This window comes from Phytohabitans maris (assembly GCF_031085175.1).
Taxonomy (GTDB): domain Bacteria; phylum Actinomycetota; class Actinomycetes; order Mycobacteriales; family Micromonosporaceae; genus Phytohabitans; species Phytohabitans maris.
In genome coordinates this window covers 29,492-49,298 of sequence record NZ_JAVHUY010000064.1, presented here as the reverse complement: position 1 = coordinate 49,298, position 19,807 = coordinate 29,492, and the positions used below count along the sequence as shown (strand labels likewise).

Sequence of the window (19,807 nt, the reverse complement as noted above, 5' to 3'; positions counted from 1 at the left end):
TAAGAAGTCCGGCGGTGTCCTACTCTCCCACACCCTCCCGAGTGCAGTACCATCGGCGCTGGAAGGCTTAGCTTCCGGGTTCGGAATGTGACCGGGCGTTTCCCCTCCGCCATGACCGCCGTAACACTATAAACCTATCAACCCCGCACCCGACCCCGAACCATCCGGGTGGCTGGTTGTTGGTTCAGATTCGCATAGTGGACGCGTAGCAGCTTTGTAGGTCAAGTCCTCGGCCTATTAGTACCAGTCACCTCAACCAGTTACCTGGCTTACAGCTCTGGCCTATCAACCCAATCGTCTATTGGGGGCCTTAACCCACAAGGGTGGGATACCTCATCTCGAAGCAGGCTTCCCGCTTAGATGCTTTCAGCGGTTATCCCTTCCGAACGTAGCCAACCAGCCGTGCCCCTGGCGGGACAACTGGCACACCAGAGGTTCGTCCGTCCCGGTCCTCTCGTACTAGGGACAGCCCTTCTCAAGTATCCTACGCGCACGGCGGATAGGGACCGAACTGTCTCACGACGTTCTAAACCCAGCTCGCGTACCGCTTTAATGGGCGAACAGCCCAACCCTTGGGACCTGCTACAGCCCCAGGATGCGACGAGCCGACATCGAGGTGCCAAACCATCCCGTCGATATGGACTCTTGGGGAAGATCAGCCTGTTATCCCCGGGGTACCTTTTATCCGTTGAGCGACACCGCTTCCACACGCAAGTGCCGGATCACTAGTCCCGACTTTCGTCCCTGCTCGACCCGTCAGTCTCACAGTCAAGCTCCCTTGTGCACTTACACTCAACACCTGATTGCCAACCAGGCTGAGGGAACCTTTGGGCGCCTCCGTTACCCTTTAGGAGGCAACCGCCCCAGTTAAACTACCCACCAGACACTGTCCCCGACCCCGATCAGGAGCCCGGGTTAGATACCCAAACCCAACAGAGTGGTATTTCAACAACGACTCCACCAACACTGGCGTGCCAGCTTCACAGTCTCCCACCTATCCTACACAATCAAGTCCGAATACCAATGTCAAGCTATAGTAAAGGTCCCGGGGTCTTTCCGTCCTGCCGCGCGTAACGAGCATCTTTACTCGTAATGCAATTTCGCCGGGCCTGTGGTTGAGACAGTGGGGAAGTCGTTACGCCATTCGTGCAGGTCGGAACTTACCCGACAAGGAATTTCGCTACCTTAGGATGGTTATAGTTACCACCGCCGTTTACTGGCGCTTAAGTTCTCAGCCTCGCCCCCGAAAGAGCTAACCGGTCCCCTTAACGTTCCAGCACCGGGCAGGCGTCAGTCCATATACAGCGTCTTACGACTTCGCATGGACCTGTGTTTTTAGTAAACAGTCGCTTCCCCCTGCTCTCTGCGGCCATACCACGCTCCACCCGCAAAAGGGGCTTCACGCGTCCGGCCCCCCTTCTCCCTAAGTTACGGGGGCAATTTGCCGAGTTCCTTAACCACAGTTCACCCGAACGCCTCGGTATTCTCTACCTGACCACCTGTGTCGGTTTAGGGTACGGGCCGCTCGAAACTCGCTAGAGGCTTTTCTCGGCAGCATAGGATCACTGACTTCACCTGAATCGGCTCGGCATCACGCCTCACCCACATGCGCCACGGATTTACCTATGGCACGGGCTACACGCTTACCCCGGCACAACCACCGGCCGGGCTCAGCTACCTTCCTGCGTCACCCCATCGCTTGACTACTACCACCCAGGTTCCCACGCTCCCCACCTCAACCCGAAGGTCTCAGCGGCTCGGGCGGTTAGCACAGATAGGTTCATCATGGTCGCTCCTTCGCGGGTACGGGAATATCAACCCGTTATCCATCGACTACGCCTCTCGGCCTCGCCTTAGGCCCCGACTCACCCAGGGCGGAATAACCTGGCCCTGGAACCCTTGGTCATCCGGCGGAAGGGTTTCTCACCCTTCTCTCGCTACTCATGCCTGCATTCTCACTCGTACCACGTCCACGACTCCCTCACAGGGCCGCTTCACCCGTGGCACGACGCTCCCCTACCCATCCACACACCTGCACCCAAACCCATAAAGAATCCAGGCGAAGTCAAAATGTGAATGCCACAGCTTCGGCGGTGTACTTGAGCCCCGCTACATTGTCGGCGCGGAACCACTTGACCAGTGAGCTATTACGCACTCTTTAAAGGATGGCTGCTTCTAAGCCAACCTCCTGGTTGTCTAAGCGACCCCACATCCTTTTCCACTTAGCACACGCTTAGGGGCCTTAGCTGGTGATCTGGGCTGTTTCCCTCTCGACTACGAAGCTTATCCCCCGCAGTCTCACTGCCACGCTCTCACTTACCGGCATTCGGAGTTTAGCTGATTTCGGTAACCTTGTAGGGCCCCTAGACCATCCAGTGCTCTACCTCCGGCAAGAAACACGCAACGCTGCACCTAAATGCATTTCGGGGAGAACCAGCTATCACGGAGTTTGATTGGCCTTTCACCCCTAACCACAGGTCATCCCCCAACTTTTCAACGTTGGTGGGTTCGGCCCTCCACACGGTCTTACCCGCGCTTCAGCCTGCCCATGGCTAGATCACCCCGCTTCGGGTCTAGAACACGCGACTCAACGCCCTCTTCAGACTCGCTTTCGCTACGGCTACCCCACCCGGGTTAACCTCGCCACATGCCACTAACTCGCAGGCTCATTCTTCAAAAGGCACGCCGTCACCCCACACCCAAAAGATGCAAAGCTCCGACGGATTGTAGGCGAACGGTTTCAGGTACTATTTCACTCCCCTCCCGGGGTACTTTTCACCATTCCCTCACGGTACTCGTCCGCTATCGGTCACCAGGGAGTATTCAGGCTTACCAGGTGGTCCTGGCAGATTCACGGCACATTCCACGAGTGCGCCGCTACTCGGGAAAACCCACAGAAGGTTTGCTGCTTTCGCCTACCGGACTATCACCGTCTACGGTCAGCCTTTCCAGACCATTCAACTAGCAACAAACTTTGTAACTCCTCCGCCGTGTGTCAGCACGACAAGCGGGCTCCCACAACCCCGACCACGCAACCCCTGACAGGTATCACACGCAACCGGTTTAGCCTACATCCGCTTTCGCTCGCCACTACTCACGGAATCACAATTGTTTTCTCTTCCTGCAGGTACTGAGATGTTTCACTTCCCCACGTTCCCCCCTACACCCTATGCATTCAGATGCAGGTGACACCACACAACTAGTGCCGGGTTACCCCATTCGGACACCCTGGGATCACAGCTCGGTTGACAGCTCCCCCAGGCCTATCGCGGCCTCCCACGTCCTTCATCGGCTCCTGGTGCCAAGGCATCCACCGTCCGCCCTTGACAACTTGACCACAAAGATGCTCGCGTCCACTATGCAAATCTCAACAAACAACCAACCCACAACCCCACACCCCAACACCTCGCCACCACCGTGACCGGTATGTCAGAGCAGGCCATGCCTGGCACTTCTCCACCAAGAAAACCAAACCCCACCCCCAACCTTCCCGGGGGGCCGCAGTTTGTTCTCTCAGGACTCAACAGGGTGTCATGTGCCATCCCCCACCAGCCGCACCAACCCCAAACCGTTCCACGCGTGTCTTGCGACCGCAGTACTAGGTATGATCGGCCGTTGCCAGCAGAACATGTTCGCCAGTGTCTCCGCCAAATGAGCACCCCAACCCGACACTCGCGGGCCACGGGCTCCATACCGCCATTACAGCGAATGGTGCTCCTTAGAAAGGAGGTGATCCAGCCGCACCTTCCGGTACGGCTACCTTGTTACGACTTCGTCCCAATCGCCAGCCCCACCTTCGACGGCTCCCTCCACAAGGGTTGGGCCACCGGCTTCGGGTGTTGCCGACTTTCGTGACGTGACGGGCGGTGTGTACAAGGCCCGGGAACGTATTCACCGCAGCGTTGCTGATCTGCGATTACTAGCGACTCCGACTTCACGGGGTCGAGTTGCAGACCCCGATCCGAACTGAGACCGGCTTTTTGGGATTCGCTCCACCTCACGGTATCGCAGCCCTTTGTACCGGCCATTGTAGCATGCGTGAAGCCCTGGACATAAGGGGCATGATGACTTGACGTCATCCCCACCTTCCTCCGAGTTGACCCCGGCAGTCTTCGATGAGTCCCCGGCCGAACCGCTGGCAACATCGAACGAGGGTTGCGCTCGTTGCGGGACTTAACCCAACATCTCACGACACGAGCTGACGACAGCCATGCACCACCTGTCACCGCCCCCGAAGGACCCCGCATCTCTGCGAGATTTGCGATGATGTCAAACCCAGGTAAGGTTCTTCGCGTTGCATCGAATTAATCCGCATGCTCCGCCGCTTGTGCGGGCCCCCGTCAATTCCTTTGAGTTTTAGCCTTGCGGCCGTACTCCCCAGGCGGGGCGCTTAATGCGTTAGCTGCGGCACAGAGAACCGGAGAGGCCCCCCACACCTAGCGCCCAACGTTTACAGCGTGGACTACCAGGGTATCTAATCCTGTTCGCTCCCCACGCTTTCGCTCCTCAGCGTCAGTATCGGCCCAGAGACCCGCCTTCGCCACCGGTGTTCCTCCTGATATCTGCGCATTTCACCGCTACACCAGGAATTCCAGTCTCCCCTACCGAACTCTAGCCTGCCCGTATCGACTGCAGACCCGCAGTTGAGCCACGGGATTTCACAGTCGACGCGACAAGCCGCCTACGAGCTCTTTACGCCCAATAAATCCGGACAACGCTCGCGCCCTACGTCTTACCGCGGCTGCTGGCACGTAGTTGGCCGGCGCTTCTTCTGCAGGTACCGTCACTTACGCTTCGTCCCTGCTGAAAGAGGTTTACAACCCGAAGGCCGTCATCCCTCACGCGGCGTCGCTGCATCAGGCTTCCGCCCATTGTGCAATATTCCCCACTGCTGCCTCCCGTAGGAGTCTGGGCCGTGTCTCAGTCCCAGTGTGGCCGGTCGCCCTCTCAGGCCGGCTACCCGTCGTCGCCTTGGTAGGCCATCACCCCACCAACAAGCTGATAGGCCGCGAGCCCATCCCCAGCCGAAAAACTTTCCACACCCCACCATGCGACAGAATGTGAATATCCGGTATTAGCCCCCGTTTCCGAGGGTTATCCCAAAGCCAGAGGCAGGTTACTCACGTGTTACTCACCCGTTCGCCGCTCGAGTACCCCAAAGGGCCTTTCCGCTCGACTTGCATGTGTTAAGCACGCCGCCAGCGTTCGTCCTGAGCCAGGATCAAACTCTCCAACAAAAACTTGAAAAGCATCCCAGCAACAAAAGTTGCCAAAGGAACCATCACCCCAAAAAAAGGGGCAACGAGGTATAAACCAAACTTGGCACTGGCATATACAAACACCCTGTTGAGTTCTCAAAGAACAAACACACACCGCGACTTGGATCTCCTCCGAGGAGCTCCCCGCCGTGGGGCACTTGTTTTACTTTACCTGAGCGCTTCGTCCCCGTCAAACCGGTGTGTCCCGGTCTGTGGAGCTAACGACAGGTTTGTCCCGAAGTTACGCACAGCAAAGGATCACCGTGCCTGGCTCCTGGATTTGGCAGAACCGGCCGCTCGCGAGTGGTCTCGCGGCTCGCCCGGTGCCCTGCCGGTCGTCTACCTTACCCGGTCGGTTTCGCCTCGCCAAATCGGCGCCGCACCGCCCGTGGGCAGGGAGAAAGTTACGTGCGTGGAGGGGACGGCGTCAAATCGGCGCGCCTTGTTCCACGTCACACTGCGCAGAGTCACCGGACCGACGCAACTTGCCCGGTCACGCCTCGACCTCGACGCCGGCGAACGTGCGCTTGCCCCGCCGCAGCACCAGGTACCGCCCGTGCAGCAGCGCGTCCGCCGGCACGGTGGCCTCGGCGTCGGTCACCCGCTCGTTGTTGACGTAGGCACCGCCCTCGGCGATCGCCCGCCGGGCCTCGTTGAGGCTGCCCACCAGCCCCGCGTCGCGAAGCAGCGCCGCTACCGGGGGCAACTCACCGCGTACCCGATGCATGCCGGCCTCGACCAGGGCGGCCTGGAGGGTCGCCGGCATGAGTGAGTCCAGCGAACCTCGCCCGAACAGTGCCTGGCTCGCGGCGATGACGTCGTCGGTGACCTCGGGCCCGTGGACCAGGGTGGTGAGCTCGGCCGCCAGCGCGCGCTGCCCCGCCCGCGCGGCCGGGCGCTCGGCGATCTCCTTCTCCAGCGCGAGCAGCTCCTCGTGCGGCTTGAAGGAGAAGTACCGCAGGTAGCGGGCGATGTCCCGGTCGTCGGTGTTGAACCAGAACTGGTAGAACGCGTACGGGCTGGTCATCTCGGGGTCGAGCCAGATCGCCCCGCCCTCGCTCTTGCCGAACTTCGTGCCGTCGCTCTTGGTCACCAGCGGCGTGGTGAACGCGTGCACCGGCCCGGCCCCGCGGCGGCGGATGTAGTCGACGCCGGCGGTGATGTTGCCCCACTGGTCGGAGCCGCCGAACTGGAGCGCGCACCCGTACCGCCGGTGCAGCTCGAAGTAGTCGTTGGCCTGGAGCAGCTGGTAGCTGAACTCGGTGAAGCTGATGCCGGTCTCCAGCCGCGCCTTGACCACCTCGCGGGCGAGCATCCGGTTGACCGGGAAGTGCTTGCCGACGTCGCGGAGGAACTCGACCACCGACATCGGGCTGGTCCAGTCCAGGTTGTTGACGAGGGTGGCGGCGTTGTCGCCGGTGTACGTGACGAAGGGGGCGAGCTGGTCGCGGATCCGCTCGACCCAGCCGGCGACCACCTCGGGCGGGTTGAGCGTGCGCTCGCTGCTCTCCTTGGGGTCGCCGATCTGGCCGGTCGCGCCGCCGACGAGCAGCAGCGGGCGGTGCCCGGCCAGCTGCCAGCGGCGCGCGGTCAGCACCTGCATGAGGTGACCGACGTGCAGGCTGGCCGCGGTGGGGTCGAAGCCGACATAGTACGTCATCGGTCCGGCGGCCACGCGAGCGCGCAGCTCGTCGAGGTCGGTGGAGTCCTGGATGAGGCCCCGCCACTGCAGGTCGTCGATCAGATCCGTCACGGTCGGTATTGTCCCCCATCGCCCAGGGACCCCCGCCACCGGTTTCAGCTGGCGACGCTGAGGGCCTTGCGCAGGTACTCGGCGACCCGCGCGGTCGCCCCGCGGGCCGCGGCGAGCGTGCCGGTCATCGTGAGGAAGCCGTGCGCCATGCCGTCGTACCGGGCCAGCTCGACGGGTACCTCGGCGGCGCGGAGCCGCTCGGCGTACCGCTCGCCCTCGTCGCGCAGCGGGTCGTACTCGGCGGTGACCACCAGGGCCGGCGGGAGGCCGCTGAGGTCGGCGGCGCGCAGCGGGGAGGCGAGCGGGTCGGCGCCGTCGGCCGGGTCGGCGAGGTAGTGGCCCCAGTACCAGGCGACGGAGGTGCGGTTGAAGAAGTACGGATCGGTGTTGTCACGCATCGAGGGGGTGTCGGCGCCGTACGCGACGTTGGGGTAGACGAGCACCTGGGCGGCGAGCGGCGGACCGGACTCGCGGGCCTGGAGGGTGACCGCGGCGGCGAGGTTGCCGCCCGCGCTGTCGCCGGCCACGGCCAGCCGGGACGGGTCGCCGCCGAGCTCGGCCGCGTGCGCCGCCAGCCAGGTCACGGCGGCGTGGCAGTCGCGGGGCGCGGCCGGGAACGGGTGCTCGGGGGCGAGCCGGTAGGCCACCGAGACGACCAGGCAGCCGGTGCCGGCGCAGAGCCGGCGGCAGATGCCGTCGCTGGTCTCCAGGTTGCCGAGGACCCAGCCGCCGCCGAAGAAGTAGGCGAGGACGGGCAGCGGCCCGGCGGCGGGTGCGGCCGGGCGGTAGAGGCGGGCGTCGAGGTCGCCGGCGGGACCGGGTATGCGCAGTGGCACGACCTCGCCGACCGGGTGGGCGGTGCCGCGGTCGGCCTTGATGGACGCGAGGTCGGCGGCGCGGGCCTGCGCCAGCGACATCTCGTAGAGCGGGCGGGCACCGGTCGCGGCGCGGTGGGCGCGCATCAGCGCGAGTTGCGGGTGCAGGGGCATTCGGCTCTCCTCCTAGCCAGGCTCGACGGCTCCTGGAGGCGCCGCCGATACGGTGAGACGACCGAAAACCCAATACCCGCAACGAATCTTCGCATCGAGGTCTACCGACGTGCAACTCACCGACCTGCACGGCTCGTTGAGTGACCCCCTGCTCGACACGATGAACTTCCTCAACGAGGTGACCGCCCGCTTTCCCGGTGCGGTCTCGTTCGCGCCCGGGCGGCCGTACGACGAGCCGTTCGACCCGACGGTGGTGGCCGGCTACCTGGACGCCTACGCCAAGTACCTGGAGCGGGACCGCGGCCTGTCGCAGCGGCAGGTCGGCGCGGTGCTATTCCAGTATGGACGGACGAAGGGGCAGATCCACGAGCTCGTCGCCGCCACGGTCGCGGGCGACGAGGGCATCGAGGTGCCGGCGGAGTCCATTGTGGTCACCGTGGGCGCGCAGGAGGGGATGCTGCTCGCGCTCCGGGCACTGTTTCGCGACCCGGCGGACGTGCTGCTGGTCGCCTCCCCCTGCTACATCGGCATCACCGGCGCGGCCCGGCTGCTCGACGTCGCGGTCGAGCCGGTGCCGGAGGGTCCGTCCGGTGTGGACGCCGCGGGGGTGCGCGCGGCGGTGGCCCGGGTGCGGGCGGGTGGGCGCCGGCCGCGCGCCCTCTACGCGGTGCCCGACTTTGCCAACCCGTCCGGCACGAGCATGCCGGCGGCGGCGCGGCGGGAGCTGCTCGCGGTGGCCGCCGAGGAGGACCTGTTCGTGCTGGAGGACAACCCGTACGGGCTCTTCTCCCGCACCGGCCGGCGGGTGCCGACGCTCAAGCGCCTCGACGAGCACCGGCGGGTGGTCTATCTCGGCTCGTTCGCCAAGACGTGCTTTCCCGGGGCGCGGGTCGGCTACACGATCGCGGACCAGCCGGTGGTCGCGCCGGACGGCAGCGTCACGCTCCTCGCCGACCAGCTTTCCAAGATCAAGAGCATGACCACCGTGAACACGTCTCCGCTGGCCCAGGCGGTGGTCGGCGGGATGCTCGTCACGTACGGGTGCCGGCTGCGGGCCGGGGGCGAGGAGCGGATCCGGCGTTACCGCGAGCGGCTCGACGCGCTGCTCGCCGCGCTCGACCGCCACTTCGGGCGCGCGGCCGGGTTCGGCTGGAACGTGCCGGACGGCGGTTTCTTCCTGGTGCTGACCGTGCCGTTCGTCGCGGACGAGGCGGCGCTGACCCGCTCGGCGCGCGACCACGGGGTGCTCTGGACGCCGATGAGCTACTTCTACGCCGGTGCCGGCGGGGAGCGGCAGATCCGCCTCTCCTGCAGCTACCTGGATCCGGGCGAGATCGACGAAGGGGTGCGCAGGCTGCGGGAGTTCACCCGCACGCATAGACAACCTTGATTACATTGAAACGGTTCGATACGGTGCCGGGCACACCCGGAAAGCCCTTTCCGCTCTCGAAAGGCGGGCACCGTGAAACCACGATGGTTGGTCCTGCTCACCGCGGCCGCGCTGGTCGTACCCGGCGCCGCCTACGCCGCGACCACCCCCGGAGACGTCGGCACCCTCGCCGCCTGCGGTGACGGGTCGTTCAACGCCGAGGCCGTGCTCAGCGGCAGCACCTGGACCTCACGCAACGGCAGCCGCACCGTCTACACCGGCTCCGACCTGCGCGCCGCCGTCCAAGCCGCGCTCGACAGCCTCACCGCGGGCCGCACCTCGAAGCAGTCCGTGGTCGTACGCGGCTCGGGCACGATGAGCGCCGGCTCGCGCATCTCCGTGCCCAGCTACACGATCCTGGACGTCTGCGGCGCGATCACCGTCAACGGCTCGGGCTCCGGCGACAACGCGCCGATCTACTCCCGCGGCACCCGGGACATCGAGGTCCGCTACCTACAGGTGCGCGGCGCCCCGCTCTGCGGCATCTTTATGCGCAACGTCAACAACCTGGTGCTCGGCCAGATCGACATGCGCCTGTCCGGCGGGCTCGCGGTCCGGATCGACAACCACGGCGGCGACCGCGCGGTCAAGGTGCGCAACATCCGGATCGACAACGTGTACGTGCAGGGTGCGACGAACCAGGGCGTGGAGACGTACGGCGTCGACGGGCTGACCGTCGGCACAGTCACCGCCCGCGGTGTCGGCTACTCGGGGCTGCTGCTCAACGACACCATCAACGCCACCGTCGGTACCGTCGACGCGGAGAACACCGCGACCGGCACCGGCTACGCGGCGTTCCGGATGGCCAACCGCAACGGGCGGATCGGCAGCGGCTACCCCACCAACATCCGGGTCGGCAACGTCATCGCGCGCGGCGGCGGGCGCGGCATCTTCTGCGTCTCGGAGAGCGGCGGCGCGGTCATCGACCGGATCACGCTCAGCAACAACGGCAACAACTCGATCCTGGTGGAGAACTGCTACAACGTCACCATCGCGGCCCAGTCCGGCACGGTCTCCGGCGGCGGCGAGGTGCGGATCGCGGCCCGCACGGAGTTTCCCGCCTCGTCGGACATCACGTTCCAGAACCTGACCGTCAGCAACACGAACATCCGGTGGAGCCCCTGCACCGGCAGCAACAACGTGGTCCGCAACGTGACCCGCAACAGCTCCGACCTCTACTGGTGCTGAGCGCCCTTCTCGGTGATCGAAGCTCCCTTCACGTCGCTAGAACGACTTGACGGGAGCTTCGATCACGGGCGGGCCAGGAGCGACGGGTCCACATCGGAGAGTCGGGGGCGTCCGGAGAGGACCATCGCGTCCTCCAGCTCGGCGGCGATGACGTCGAGCACCGCCCGCGCCCCCGGCTCGCCGTCCACCGCGAGCCCCCACAGGGCGGGGCGGCCGACCAGCACCGCGCTCGCGCCGAGCGCCAGCGCGCGCAGCACGTCGGTGCCGGTGCGGACGCCGCCGTCCAGCAGCACCGGGCCGCGCCCGGCGACCGCGGCGGCCACCTCGGCGAGCGCGTCGACGCTGGCGACCGCGCCGTCGAGCTGCCGGCCGCCGTGGTTGGAGACCACCACCCCGGCCGCGCCGTGGGCCAGCGCCAGCTCCGCGTCCTCGGCGGTGAGCACACCCTTCACCAGTACCGGCAGGTCTGTCTGAGCGCACAGCCAGGCCAGGTCGGCCGGGCCCAGCGACGGGTCGAGCTGCTCGCGGGAGTGGCGTACCAGCGCGGACTCGCCGTCCACCGCCTCATGCGTACGCGCCATCACGGCCGCGTCCACATTGGCCGCCACGATCCCCGCCGGTATCGCGAAGCCGCGCCGCGCTTCCCGCAGCCGCCGCCCGACCCGCGGCGTGTCCACGGTGAGCACCAGCGCGCGGTAGCCGGCCGCCTCGGCCCGCCGGACCAACCCGGCGACCACCTCGCGGCGGCGGAACCAGTACAGCTGCAGCCACAGTGGACCGGCCGCGGCGGCCGCGATCTCTTCGAGGGTGCGGCTGGCGAAGGCGCTGACGACGAGGAACCCGGCGGCGCGCGCGGTGGCCACCTCCCCCTCCGGGTGTACCAGCCGGTGGTAGGCGACCGGAGCCACCCCGACCGGGGTACGCAGCCGGACGCCGAGCAGCTCGGTCGACAGGTCCGGCCGCGACACGTCCACGAGGCACCGGGGGCGCAGCGCGAGCCGGGCGAAGGCGTCCAGGTTGGCCGCGAGCGTCCGCTCCTGCCCGCTGCCGCCGGCGATGTAGTCCCAGATGCCCGCGGGCAGCCGGTCCCGGGCGGCCGCCTCGTACTCCGCCACGGTCAGCAGGGCGTCCACAGTGGTCTCCTAGCCGGTCTCGAGCGGGTGCGGAAAGGATGTGGGCGTGGACGAGGTGCGCGTGTGGCTGGTCCGCTCGCCACTGCCGCGGGCCGCCGCCGCCCGCCTGTCCGGGCTGCTCGACGAGCGGGAGCGGGCCCGCGCGGCGGCGCTCGACCCGGTGGGGCGGCTGCGGTTCGTCGCCGCGCACGGCGCCGCCCGGCTGCTCGCCGCCGCCTCGGCCGGCGTCGCTCCGCAGGCGCTGCGCTGGGCGTACGGGCCGCACGGCAAGCCCGAGGTCGACGGGGTGCGGGTGAGCCTGTCCCACTCCGGTGACCTGGCCGCGGTGGCGCTCACCCCGGCGCGGGCGGTGGGCGTCGACGTCCAGCGGCACACGCCCGGCCTCGACCCGCTCGCCATGTCGGCGCGGTACTTCCCGGCCGGCGAGGCCGGTCTGGTGGCGGCGAGCGGCGAGCGGGCCGCCGAGTTCGCCCGGCTGTGGGCGCGCAAGGAGGCGTGCGTGAAGGCGACCGGCGGGCGGCTCACCCAGGGGCTGGCACTGCCGGTGGCCGGCGGGCCGGTGGTGGCCGGGGCGTACCACGTGGTGGACGTGCCGGTGCCGGCCGGCTTCGCGGGGGCGGTGGCGCTGTGCGGGCCGGAGCCGTTTCGGGTCACCACCGCGTGGTGGTCAGTCACGGAGTGACCGGCCGGTCTTGGCCAGGAAGACGTCGTCGAGGCTGGGCCGGTGCAGCTGGATCGAGTCCAGGTCGAGGCGGGCACCGTCGAGGGCGCGCAGCACCTGCGGGATCGCGGTGGCGCCGTCGTCCACGTACAGCCGCAGGCCGGCCGCGTCGGTCTCCAGCTTGCGCACGTACGCGGCGCCGTCGAGCAGCGCGGCCGCCTTGGGGGTGGCGCCGTTCAGGCCGACCACGAGCACGTCGCCGGTGATCTCCCGCTTGAGCTGGTCCGGCGAGCCCTCGGTGACGATCTCGCCGTTGTCGATGATGGCGATCCGGTCGCAGAGCGCGTCGGCCTCGTCCAGGTAGTGCGTGGTGAGGAAGATGGTCATCCCGCCGTCGCGCAGCCGCCGGATCTCGTCCCACATGTGCGCGCGGCTCTGCGGGTCGAGCCCGGTGGTCGGCTCGTCCAGGAAGACCAGCCGGGGCCGGTGGATGATGCCCAGCGCGATGTCGACCCGGCGCCGCTGCCCGCCGGAGTAGGTGCGGCAGGGGCGGTCGGCGTACTCGCTCAGCTGGAACGCCGCCAGCGCGTCGGCGGCCCGGCGGCGCGCCTCGGCCTTGCTGAGCCCGTGCATCCGCGCGTGCAGCACCAGCTCTTCCCGCGCGGTGGAGTCGTCCCAGGTGCTGCCGCCCTGCGCCACGTACCCCACCCGGGCGCGCACCTCGGCCTGGTCGCGGAGCAGGTCGACGCCGGCGATGGTGGCCGCGCCGCCGTCCGGCTCGATGAGCGTGGTGAGCATCTGCAGGGTGGTGGTCTTGCCGGCGCCGTTCGGCCCGAGAAAGCCGAAGATCTCGCCCTCTTTGACGTCGAGGTCGACGCCGCGCACCGCCTCGACCACGGTGGCCTTGCGGCCGCGGCCGGACCGGTAGGACTTGCGCAGGCCCCTGGTCGCAATCATGGACCTCACTGTATGGGCCGGCTCTCGAAGACCCGTGGAAGTGGGCTAAAGGACGCTCCCGCCCTGCCCCGCAAACGGATACCGTGAGACCACTATGGACACGACTGTGCGGGAGCTGGCCGGTCTGCTGCGCGACGTGACCGGTGAGGACGAGCGGTGGGGCGCGGCGGTCACGGCGGCGAGCCGGCTCGAGGACGACCTGCGGCTGGAGAGCGTCGAGGTGGCCGCGCTGGGCGAGGCGCTGCGCGCGCGGTGGGGTGTGGACCTGCCGGCGTACCTGGCCGGTCTCGACCTCGACGAGCTGGTCGCGCTGACCGTCGGCGACATCGCGCGGCTGGTGTCCCGGTGAGCCGGTTCCTGTTCGTGGCGCCGCCGCTGGCCGGCCATGTGTACGCGGCCGGCGCCGTCGCGGCGGTGCTCGCCGAGCGGGGGCACGAGGTGGCCTGGGCCGGCCCGGAGACCGCGCTGCGCCGGATGCTCGGCGACGCCGTGACCGTCTTCCCCACCGGCATGCGCCCCTACCGGGGGCAGCGTGACCGCGGCTTGCGGGCGGTGCGGTCGCTGTGGGACGGGTTCGTGCTGCCGTACGCCCGCTTCACGCTGCCGGCGGTGGAGAAGGCGGTGGCGGCGTTCGCCCCGGATGTCGTGGCGGTGGACCAGCACGCGCTCGCCGGCGCCGTGGCCGCGCACCGCCACGGCGTGCGCTGGGCCAGCCTGGCGCCGCAGTCGATGGAGCTGACCCGCCCGTTCCGCGCACTGCCCAAAGTGGAGGAGTGGATCCGGCGCGGCATCGCCGGCGCGGGACTCTCCATCGGGGACGGTGCCGACCCGCGCTTCTCGCCGCACCTGGTGCTCGCGTTCACCAGCCCGGCCCTGACCGGCGCGCACGACTTCCCGGCGCACTACGCGCTCGTCGGCCCCGCACTCGGCGCCCGGGCCAGCGTGCCGGAGTTTCCGTGGGCGGCCCTCGACCCGGTTGCGGCGGCGTCCGGTCCGGGGAGCGCGGCGACGAGGACAGGCGGCGACGCTCCGGCGCGGCGGGCGGTGCTCGTCACGATGGGCACGCTCGCCGAAGACGTGGCCCGCGACTTCTATCCCCGGATGGTCGGCGCGCTGCGCGCGCTGGAAGGCCGCGTGCGGGCGGTCGTCGCCGCGCCACCCGGCGCGGTGCCGGACCCGCCGCCGGGCACGGTCGTGCTGCCCCAGGTGCCGGTGCTGGAGCTGCTGCCCCGGCTCTCGGCGGTGGTCTGCCACGCCGGGCTGAACACGGTGTGCGAGGCGCTCGCCCACGGGGTGCCGCTCGTGGTCGCGCCCATCAAGCACGACCAGCCGGTCACCGCCGCCCAGGTGGTCGCGGCCGGGGCGGGTGTGCGGGTGCGGTTCGGCCGCTCGGGCCCGGACGAGCTGGCGGCGGCGCTGGCCGCGGTGCTGGACGAGCCCGGGTACGCGGCGGCCGCCGGGCGGGTGCGGGACTCGTTCGCCGCGGCCGGGGGTGCCCCGGCCGCGGCGTCACACCTGGAACAGCTGGCGGCCCACTCCTGACGGGCCACCGCGCGCACGTCGACCGCCCAGGGTGGGCCACCCCGCGTTGGCGGGCGGCCCGGGATCGCGGCGGGCCAGGAGGTCAGCTCTTGACCACCGCCTGGATCGCCGCGACCAGTTGCGCCCGGCTGGGCTGCACCGCGAGGTCCAGCTCGGGCGCGCATCCCACCACCACCGCCGCGTCCGGCCGGGTGACCCGCTTGGGCGCGGCGGCGAGGCGCATCTCCTCGGCCGCGGTGGCGAGCACCTCCGCGCCGACGCCGCAGAACCGGTTGCCGTCGTCGAACACGACCAGCCGCCCGGTCCGCTCCACCGACGCGGCCAGGCCGGCCCAGTCGAACGGGTGCAGCGAGCGCGGGTCGAACACCTCCACCGACACCTCGCCGGCCAGCTCGTCGGCGACCGCGACCGCGTCGTGCACCAGGTGGCCGACGGCGAGCACGGTCACGTCGTCGCCGGGGCGGCACACCCGTCCCACGCCGAGCGGGATCGGCGCGAGGTCCACGTAGGACACGTCCTCGCGGAGGGCGAGCGCGGGCATCGGGCAGAACACGACCACCGGGTCGTCGTCGCGGATCGCGGACAGGAACAGGCCGTACGCGTCGGTGGGGGTGGCCGGGATCACCGTCTTGACGCCGAGGTGGGCGAAGACGCCGTACGGCTGGTCGGAGTGCTGGGCTCCCCACCCGGGGCGCCAGCCGGTGCCGGGCAGCAGGTACGTCACCGGCACCTTCACCTGGCCGCCGCTCATCAGCCGAAATTTGTTGGCCTGGTTGGCGATCTGCTCCAGCACGAGCAGCAGCAGGAACGGGATCTGGTACTCCACCACGGGCCGCTTGCCACCCATCGCCGCGCCGGTGGCGAAGTTGGTGAAACCCTGCTCGGACAGGGGTGTCTCGAGCACCCGGTCGGGAAACCGGTCGAGCAGGCCGGTGGTGACGTTGTTGAGCGCGAACCTGATGTCCTCGCCGAGCACGAAGACGTCCGGGTCGCGCTCCATCTCGTCGGTGAGCGCCCGGTTGAGCGCCTTGGCGTACGACAGCTTAGGCATGGGAGAAACCCCAGCGGAATTGTGGTCCGGCGCCGTCGGGGACGGCCGCGGCTCCCAGCGGAGCGAATAGTGAACCCCGGATACGTACCGGCGTGGCGTAGAGGTGGTCGGCGGCGTCGGCCGGGTCGGGGCGGGGGCTTTCCAGCGCGAACCGGACCGCCGCGTCGAGCACCTCCTCGATCTCCGCGTCGATCGCCTCGCGGACCGGCGGCGGCACCCGGGCGGCCTGGATGGCGAGCGGGTCGCGCTCGCGCCACCGGGCCACCTCGGCCTCCTCCCGGTAGGCCAGGCGCATCCGCCGCTCGAACGTGTGATGACCCTCGTACCGGTAGGTGGTGAACTCCACCAGCGACGGCCCGTCCCCGCCGCGGGCCCGGTCCACGGCGGCGGCCATCGCGTCGTACACCACCTCGGGGTCCTGTCCGTCCACGGTGGACGCCGGGATGCCGAAGGCGGCCGCCCGCCCGGCGACCGAGCCGGCGATCCCGGCCGGCGCCGGGAGCGTGGTGGCGTAGCCGTTGTTCTCGCAGACGAAGACCACCGGCACCCGCCACAGCGAGGCGAGGTTGAACGACTCCAGCAGCGCGCCCTGGCTCACCGCGCCGTCGCCGAAGACGCTCACCGCCACCCGGTCGCCGTCCCGGGCGAGCGCCCAGCCCAGGCCGGTGGCGATCGCCGCGCCGTGCCCGACCGTGCCGCTGGCGCCCCAGATGCCGGCCGACAGGTCGGACGGGTGGAACGAGCCGGCCCGCCCCCGGTCGACGCCGCCGACCCGGCCGGTGAGCTCGGCGAGGAACCGGCCCGGGTCGCTGCCCCGGGCCAGGAAGTGGCCGTGGCCGCGGTGGTTGCTCAGCAGGGCGTCGTCGGGGCGCAGCGCGGCGCATACGCCGGCGGCGACCCCCTCCTGGCCGACGCAGGGGTGGATGCCGCTGCCGATGTCGCCGGAGCGGACCAGGTCGACGCAGCGCTCCTCGAAGCGCCGGATCAGCCGGATCGTCCCGTAGAAGGCCGCCGCGGCGGGGCGAGCGCTCACCGTGCCTACCGGGCCTTGATGGCGGCGAGGATGCCGTCCCAGAACGCGTACCGGGCGGCGAGCGCGGCGTTGACGGTCTCGGCCGCTTCCCGCCACTTCGTCTCGTCGTCGCCGCACAGGTCGGTGACCATCCGCATGGCCATCGGGGTGTGCTCCTCGCCGTCGACCTCGATGTGCCGCTCCAGGTAGTCCACGAAGGTGTCCAGCTTGGCGCCGCGCTCCTTGACCGCGACCACCTGGGTGAACATGTCCGGGATCAGGTCCTCGCGGCCGAAGGCGAACGCCGCCGCCTGGCAGTGCACCGGCGCGCCCTCGATGAACCCCCACGTGGCGCGCACGAACTCGGCCGCCGGGGCCGGGACGCCCGCGGTACCCAGGGCCACCTTCGGGTGTACGCCGGAGCGGACCAGGTCGATGAACGCCGCCACGACCGAGGTGTCCGCGCCGGACTCCACCATCCCCTCGACGTAGAGCTCGAAGTGGCTGATGAACCCGCCGCGCAGCTCGTCGCTCTCCTCGACCAGCACGATGTCGTTGATGAGCCGGCGGCTGCCGGCCGGTCCGGTCGGCACCCACGGCACGCGTACGCAGGTGAGGTTGCGCTGCAACGACTTGAGCAGCGACATGAAGTCCCACACCGCGAAGACGTGGTGCTCCATGAACGTGACGATCGCCGGCTGGCTGTCGAGGTTGGCGTAGAGCGGGTGGGTGACGACCCGGGTGCGGGCCTCGTCGACGGCGCTCTCCAGGCGGGTGATGCCGGGGTGCGTCTGACCCCAGTCGTAGCGGGACATGCGGATGCCTCCTCAGGGCGCGGGCCAGAGCACGGGGCAGAAGACCGGGTCGGCGTAGTCGGGCGTACCCTGCGCCGTGCGGCGGACGAAGTGGTCGTGGTTGTACGTCACCGGCGTGCCGTCCGACAGCTCGTGTCGGCGGTACCGGTTGCCGCCGTCCTGCAGGTGCAGCGAGATCGCGCGGCGCGGCTGGCCGGAGCGGTTGGCGCCGCTGCCGTGGTAGGTGCGGCAGTGGTGGAAGCTCATGTGTCCCTTGGGAATCACCATCGGCACGGTGCGCAGCTCGGTGCCGTTGTGGCGGGCGTTGGCCCGGAGCAGCTCGTCGAGCTCGGCCGGGTCGCGGTGCGCGAAGTGCCGGCTGGTGCTGTCGCCGCCGCCGACCTCCTCCCACCGGTGGCTGCCGTCCACCATCGTGATGGTGCCCATCTGCTCGCCGCAGTCGTGGAACGGGATGAACGCGGTGAGCATCCGGTCGGAGGTACAGGTCTGCCAGTAGTGCCGGTCGAAGTGCCAGGGCACCAGGTTGCTCGGCTCGTCCGGGCGCGGCGGCTTGTAGATGAGCGTGGACTGGAACAGGCGGATCTGGCCCGCCCGCGCCAGCCGCGCGGCGACCGCGCCGACCACCGGCTTGCGGAGGATGGCCGCGATCTCGTCGCTCTCGTAGTGGACGTAGTCGTTGTGCCGCTGCACGGCGCCCTTGGACGGTTCCCAGTAGGCCAGTGTGGACGGTCGCTTGCCGAGCCGGCGGCTGCGGGCGCCGGCGTAGAACGCCTCACTCGCGGCGACCAGCGCGTCGACCTCGCCGTCGGTGAACAGCTTCTTGGACAGGTACCAGCCGTGCTCCTCGTACGACCGCACGTCGGCCTCGGAGGGCAGGAGGTCCTCCGCCACGGGGATCGTGGTCGTCATGTCAATCCCTTCCGGACCTCAGGCCCCCGCCTGCGCGGCGGCCCGTGCCCGCTCCTTGGCCTCGTAGAGGGCCTTGATGTTGTTGCTGCCGAAGGTGAGCGCGCCGTGCCTCTCGATGAGCTCGAAGAAGAACGTCCGGCGCTCCACACTGGACACGGTGAAGATCTGGAACATCTCGCCCCAGTGGTCCCGGTCGACCAGGATGTTGCCGGCGCGCAGCGCGGCGACGGAGAGGCTGACCTCACCGAGCCGCCGCTCGATCGCGTCGTAGTAGCTTGCCGGCGTCTTCAGGAAGTGCACCCCGCGCGCGCCCAGCGTGGCGACCGCGGCGGCGATGTCCCGGGTGCTGAGCGCCAGGTGCTGCACGCCGGCGCCGCCGTTGGCGCGCAGGAAGTCGTCGAGCTGGCCGGGGCGCAGCGCCGGGTCGGGCGCCACGATCGTGAACGTCACCTCGCCCGACCCGCTCTGCACCACCTTGGACTCCATCGCCTGGCCGCCGACCTCCACCCGCTCCTCGAAGATCTCCTTGAACTCGAAGACCTCGGTGTAGAAGCGGACCGCCTCGTCCAGCGCGCCGCCGGCCACGCAGAGCGCGGTGTGGTCGACCGTCTCCAGCAGGTCCGGTGTGGACGGCGCCGGGGCGGCTGGGAGCGGCTCGATGCCGCCGGGCAGGAACGGTCCCGCGGAGCCGCGCCGCTCGACCAGCCGGTGCGCGAGCGCGCCGGGCCCGCAGACCTCGGCGGTCACCACGTCCGTCCCCCAGGAGCGCGGCTCGGCGACCGGCGCCGCGCCCCGGCGGAGCGCCTGCGCGTACGCCTCGGCCGCGTCGGTCACCCGCAGCCCGATCCGGGCCACCCCGTCGCCGTGGCGCCGCACGTAGGCGGCGACCGGATGCGCCGGGTCGGTGGCGGCGGTGACCAGCACGCGGATGCCGCCCTGCCCGAGCAGGAGCGTGTGCTGGCCGGGCAGCCCCGGCCCGCCGTGGCCGAGGCGGCGGAAGCCGTACGCCTCCACGAGCAGCCGCGCCGTCCGCTCCGCGTCGCCGGCGTAGAACTCGACGTGGTCGACGGTCGTCACGTCCATTGTGGACCTCCGGGTTGGGCCGTCGGC

14 protein-coding genes and 3 rRNA genes are annotated in these 19,807 nt (G+C 69.1%); 5 read left to right on the top strand and 12 right to left on the bottom strand.

From position 1 onward, the window contains the following. Positions 1-6 precede the first annotated feature (6 nt). The 5 genes from rrf to RB614_RS40995 form a co-directional block, all read right to left on the bottom strand. A 5S ribosomal RNA gene (gene rrf / locus RB614_RS41015) occupies positions 7-123 on the bottom strand. Positions 124-217: 94 nt separating this feature from the next. Then, a 23S ribosomal RNA gene (locus tag RB614_RS41010) occupies positions 218-3,337 on the bottom strand. A gap of 385 nt (positions 3,338-3,722) precedes the next feature. Then, positions 3,723-5,237 (bottom strand): 16S ribosomal RNA (locus RB614_RS41005). The 16S, 23S and 5S rRNA genes sit together here, the layout of an rRNA operon. 514 nt (positions 5,238-5,751) lie before the next feature. Next, a complete protein-coding gene (gene tyrS, locus RB614_RS41000; protein ID WP_308718131.1) occupies positions 5,752-7,011 on the bottom strand; it encodes a tyrosine--tRNA ligase in 1,260 nt (419 codons plus the stop codon). Between the two features lie 44 nt (positions 7,012-7,055). Then, a complete protein-coding gene (locus RB614_RS40995) occupies positions 7,056-8,000 on the bottom strand; it encodes an alpha/beta hydrolase (RefSeq protein ID WP_308718130.1) in 945 nt (314 codons plus the stop codon). 160 nt (positions 8,001-8,160) lie between these two features. On the opposite strand from RB614_RS40995, the gene RB614_RS40990 reads away from it, so the two are divergent. Continuing rightward, on the top strand, positions 8,161-9,390 hold the full coding sequence (locus RB614_RS40990; protein WP_308718134.1) for an aminotransferase-like domain-containing protein: 1,230 nt from the start codon (positions 8,161-8,163) through the stop codon (positions 9,388-9,390). 72 nt (positions 9,391-9,462) lie between these two features. After that, entirely contained in the window at positions 9,463-10,617 is a 1,155-nt protein-coding gene (locus RB614_RS40985) for a right-handed parallel beta-helix repeat-containing protein (protein WP_308718129.1), read from the top strand. A 62-nt stretch (positions 10,618-10,679) separates the two neighbouring features. Here the strand turns inward: RB614_RS40985 and RB614_RS40980 are convergent, their stop codons facing one another. Further along, positions 10,680-11,750, bottom strand: coding sequence for an alpha-hydroxy acid oxidase (locus tag RB614_RS40980; RefSeq protein ID WP_308718128.1), 1,071 nt, complete (start codon positions 11,748-11,750; stop codon positions 10,680-10,682). Positions 11,751-11,796: 46 nt separating this feature from the next. Here RB614_RS40980 and RB614_RS40975 point away from each other — a divergent pair, with 46 nt between their 5' ends. Next, positions 11,797-12,432 carry a 4'-phosphopantetheinyl transferase family protein gene (locus tag RB614_RS40975; protein ID WP_308718127.1) on the top strand — a complete coding sequence of 212 codons (636 nt, stop codon included), beginning with the start codon at positions 11,797-11,799 and terminating at the stop codon, positions 12,430-12,432. On the opposite strand, the gene RB614_RS40970 is transcribed toward RB614_RS40975, so the two are convergent. After that, positions 12,418-13,368, bottom strand: a complete 951-nt coding sequence (locus RB614_RS40970; RefSeq protein ID WP_308718126.1) for an ATP-binding cassette domain-containing protein — start codon at positions 13,366-13,368, stop codon at positions 12,418-12,420. The genes RB614_RS40975 and RB614_RS40970 overlap by 15 nt on opposite strands. A 94-nt stretch (positions 13,369-13,462) precedes the next feature. Here RB614_RS40970 and RB614_RS40965 point away from each other — a divergent pair, with 94 nt between their 5' ends. Both RB614_RS40965 and RB614_RS40960 read left to right on the top strand, forming a co-directional pair. After that, the gene (locus RB614_RS40965) at positions 13,463-13,717 is read left to right on the top strand and encodes a hypothetical protein (RefSeq protein ID WP_308718125.1); all 255 of its coding nucleotides are present in this window, start codon (positions 13,463-13,465) and stop codon (positions 13,715-13,717) included. Continuing rightward, complete coding sequence (locus RB614_RS40960) at positions 13,714-14,910, top strand: glycosyltransferase (protein ID WP_308718124.1); 1,197 nt, start codon at positions 13,714-13,716, stop codon at positions 14,908-14,910. The genes RB614_RS40965 and RB614_RS40960 overlap by 4 nt, the downstream gene beginning before the upstream one ends. 82 nt (positions 14,911-14,992) lie before the next feature. Here the strand turns inward: RB614_RS40960 and RB614_RS40955 are convergent, their stop codons facing one another. Genes RB614_RS40955 through hppD form a run of 5 tightly spaced genes read right to left on the bottom strand, consistent with a single transcriptional unit; the run spans position 14,993 to position 19,780 of the window. After that, positions 14,993-15,961 (bottom strand): alpha-ketoacid dehydrogenase subunit beta, encoded by a 969-nt coding sequence (locus RB614_RS40955; protein WP_308718123.1) that lies wholly within the window; start codon positions 15,959-15,961, stop codon positions 14,993-14,995. Beyond that, the gene (locus RB614_RS40950; RefSeq protein ID WP_308718122.1) at positions 15,954-16,994 is read right to left on the bottom strand and encodes a thiamine pyrophosphate-dependent dehydrogenase E1 component subunit alpha; all 1,041 of its coding nucleotides are present in this window, start codon (positions 16,992-16,994) and stop codon (positions 15,954-15,956) included. Before RB614_RS40950 ends, RB614_RS40955 begins: the two co-directional genes overlap by 8 nt. Positions 16,995-16,999: 5 nt before the next feature. Next, positions 17,000-17,788, bottom strand: coding sequence for a DUF3050 domain-containing protein (locus RB614_RS40945; protein WP_308718121.1), 789 nt, complete (start codon positions 17,786-17,788; stop codon positions 17,000-17,002). 12 nt (positions 17,789-17,800) lie between these two features. Further along, positions 17,801-18,697 carry a phytanoyl-CoA dioxygenase family protein gene (locus RB614_RS40940; RefSeq protein WP_308718120.1) on the bottom strand — a complete coding sequence of 299 codons (897 nt, stop codon included), beginning with the start codon at positions 18,695-18,697 and terminating at the stop codon, positions 17,801-17,803. Positions 18,698-18,715: 18 nt separating this feature from the next. Then, positions 18,716-19,780, bottom strand: a complete 1,065-nt coding sequence (gene hppD / locus RB614_RS40935) for a 4-hydroxyphenylpyruvate dioxygenase (RefSeq protein ID WP_308718119.1) — start codon at positions 19,778-19,780, stop codon at positions 18,716-18,718. Between the last annotated feature and the right edge of the window lie 27 nt (positions 19,781-19,807).

What these genes read in the sequence shown, in the direction of transcription:
- RB614_RS40995 (WP_308718130.1), bottom strand. Translation starts at nt 8,000, where the DNA reads ATGCCCCTGCACCCGCAACTCGCGCTGATGCGCGCCCACCGCGCCGCG.
- RB614_RS40990 (WP_308718134.1), top strand. Translation starts at nt 8,161, where the DNA reads ATGAACTTCCTCAACGAGGTGACCGCCCGCTTTCCCGGTGCGGTCTCG.
- RB614_RS40970 (WP_308718126.1), bottom strand. Translation starts at nt 13,368, where the DNA reads ATGATTGCGACCAGGGGCCTGCGCAAGTCCTACCGGTCCGGCCGCGGC.
- RB614_RS40965 (WP_308718125.1), top strand. Translation starts at nt 13,463, where the DNA reads ATGGACACGACTGTGCGGGAGCTGGCCGGTCTGCTGCGCGACGTGACC.
- RB614_RS40955 (WP_308718123.1), bottom strand. Translation starts at nt 15,961, where the DNA reads ATGCCTAAGCTGTCGTACGCCAAGGCGCTCAACCGGGCGCTCACCGAC.
- RB614_RS40945 (WP_308718121.1), bottom strand. Translation starts at nt 17,788, where the DNA reads ATGTCCCGCTACGACTGGGGTCAGACGCACCCCGGCATCACCCGCCTG.
- RB614_RS40940 (WP_308718120.1), bottom strand. Translation starts at nt 18,697, where the DNA reads ATGACGACCACGATCCCCGTGGCGGAGGACCTCCTGCCCTCCGAGGCC.
- hppD (WP_308718119.1), bottom strand. Translation starts at nt 19,780, where the DNA reads ATGGACGTGACGACCGTCGACCACGTCGAGTTCTACGCCGGCGACGCG.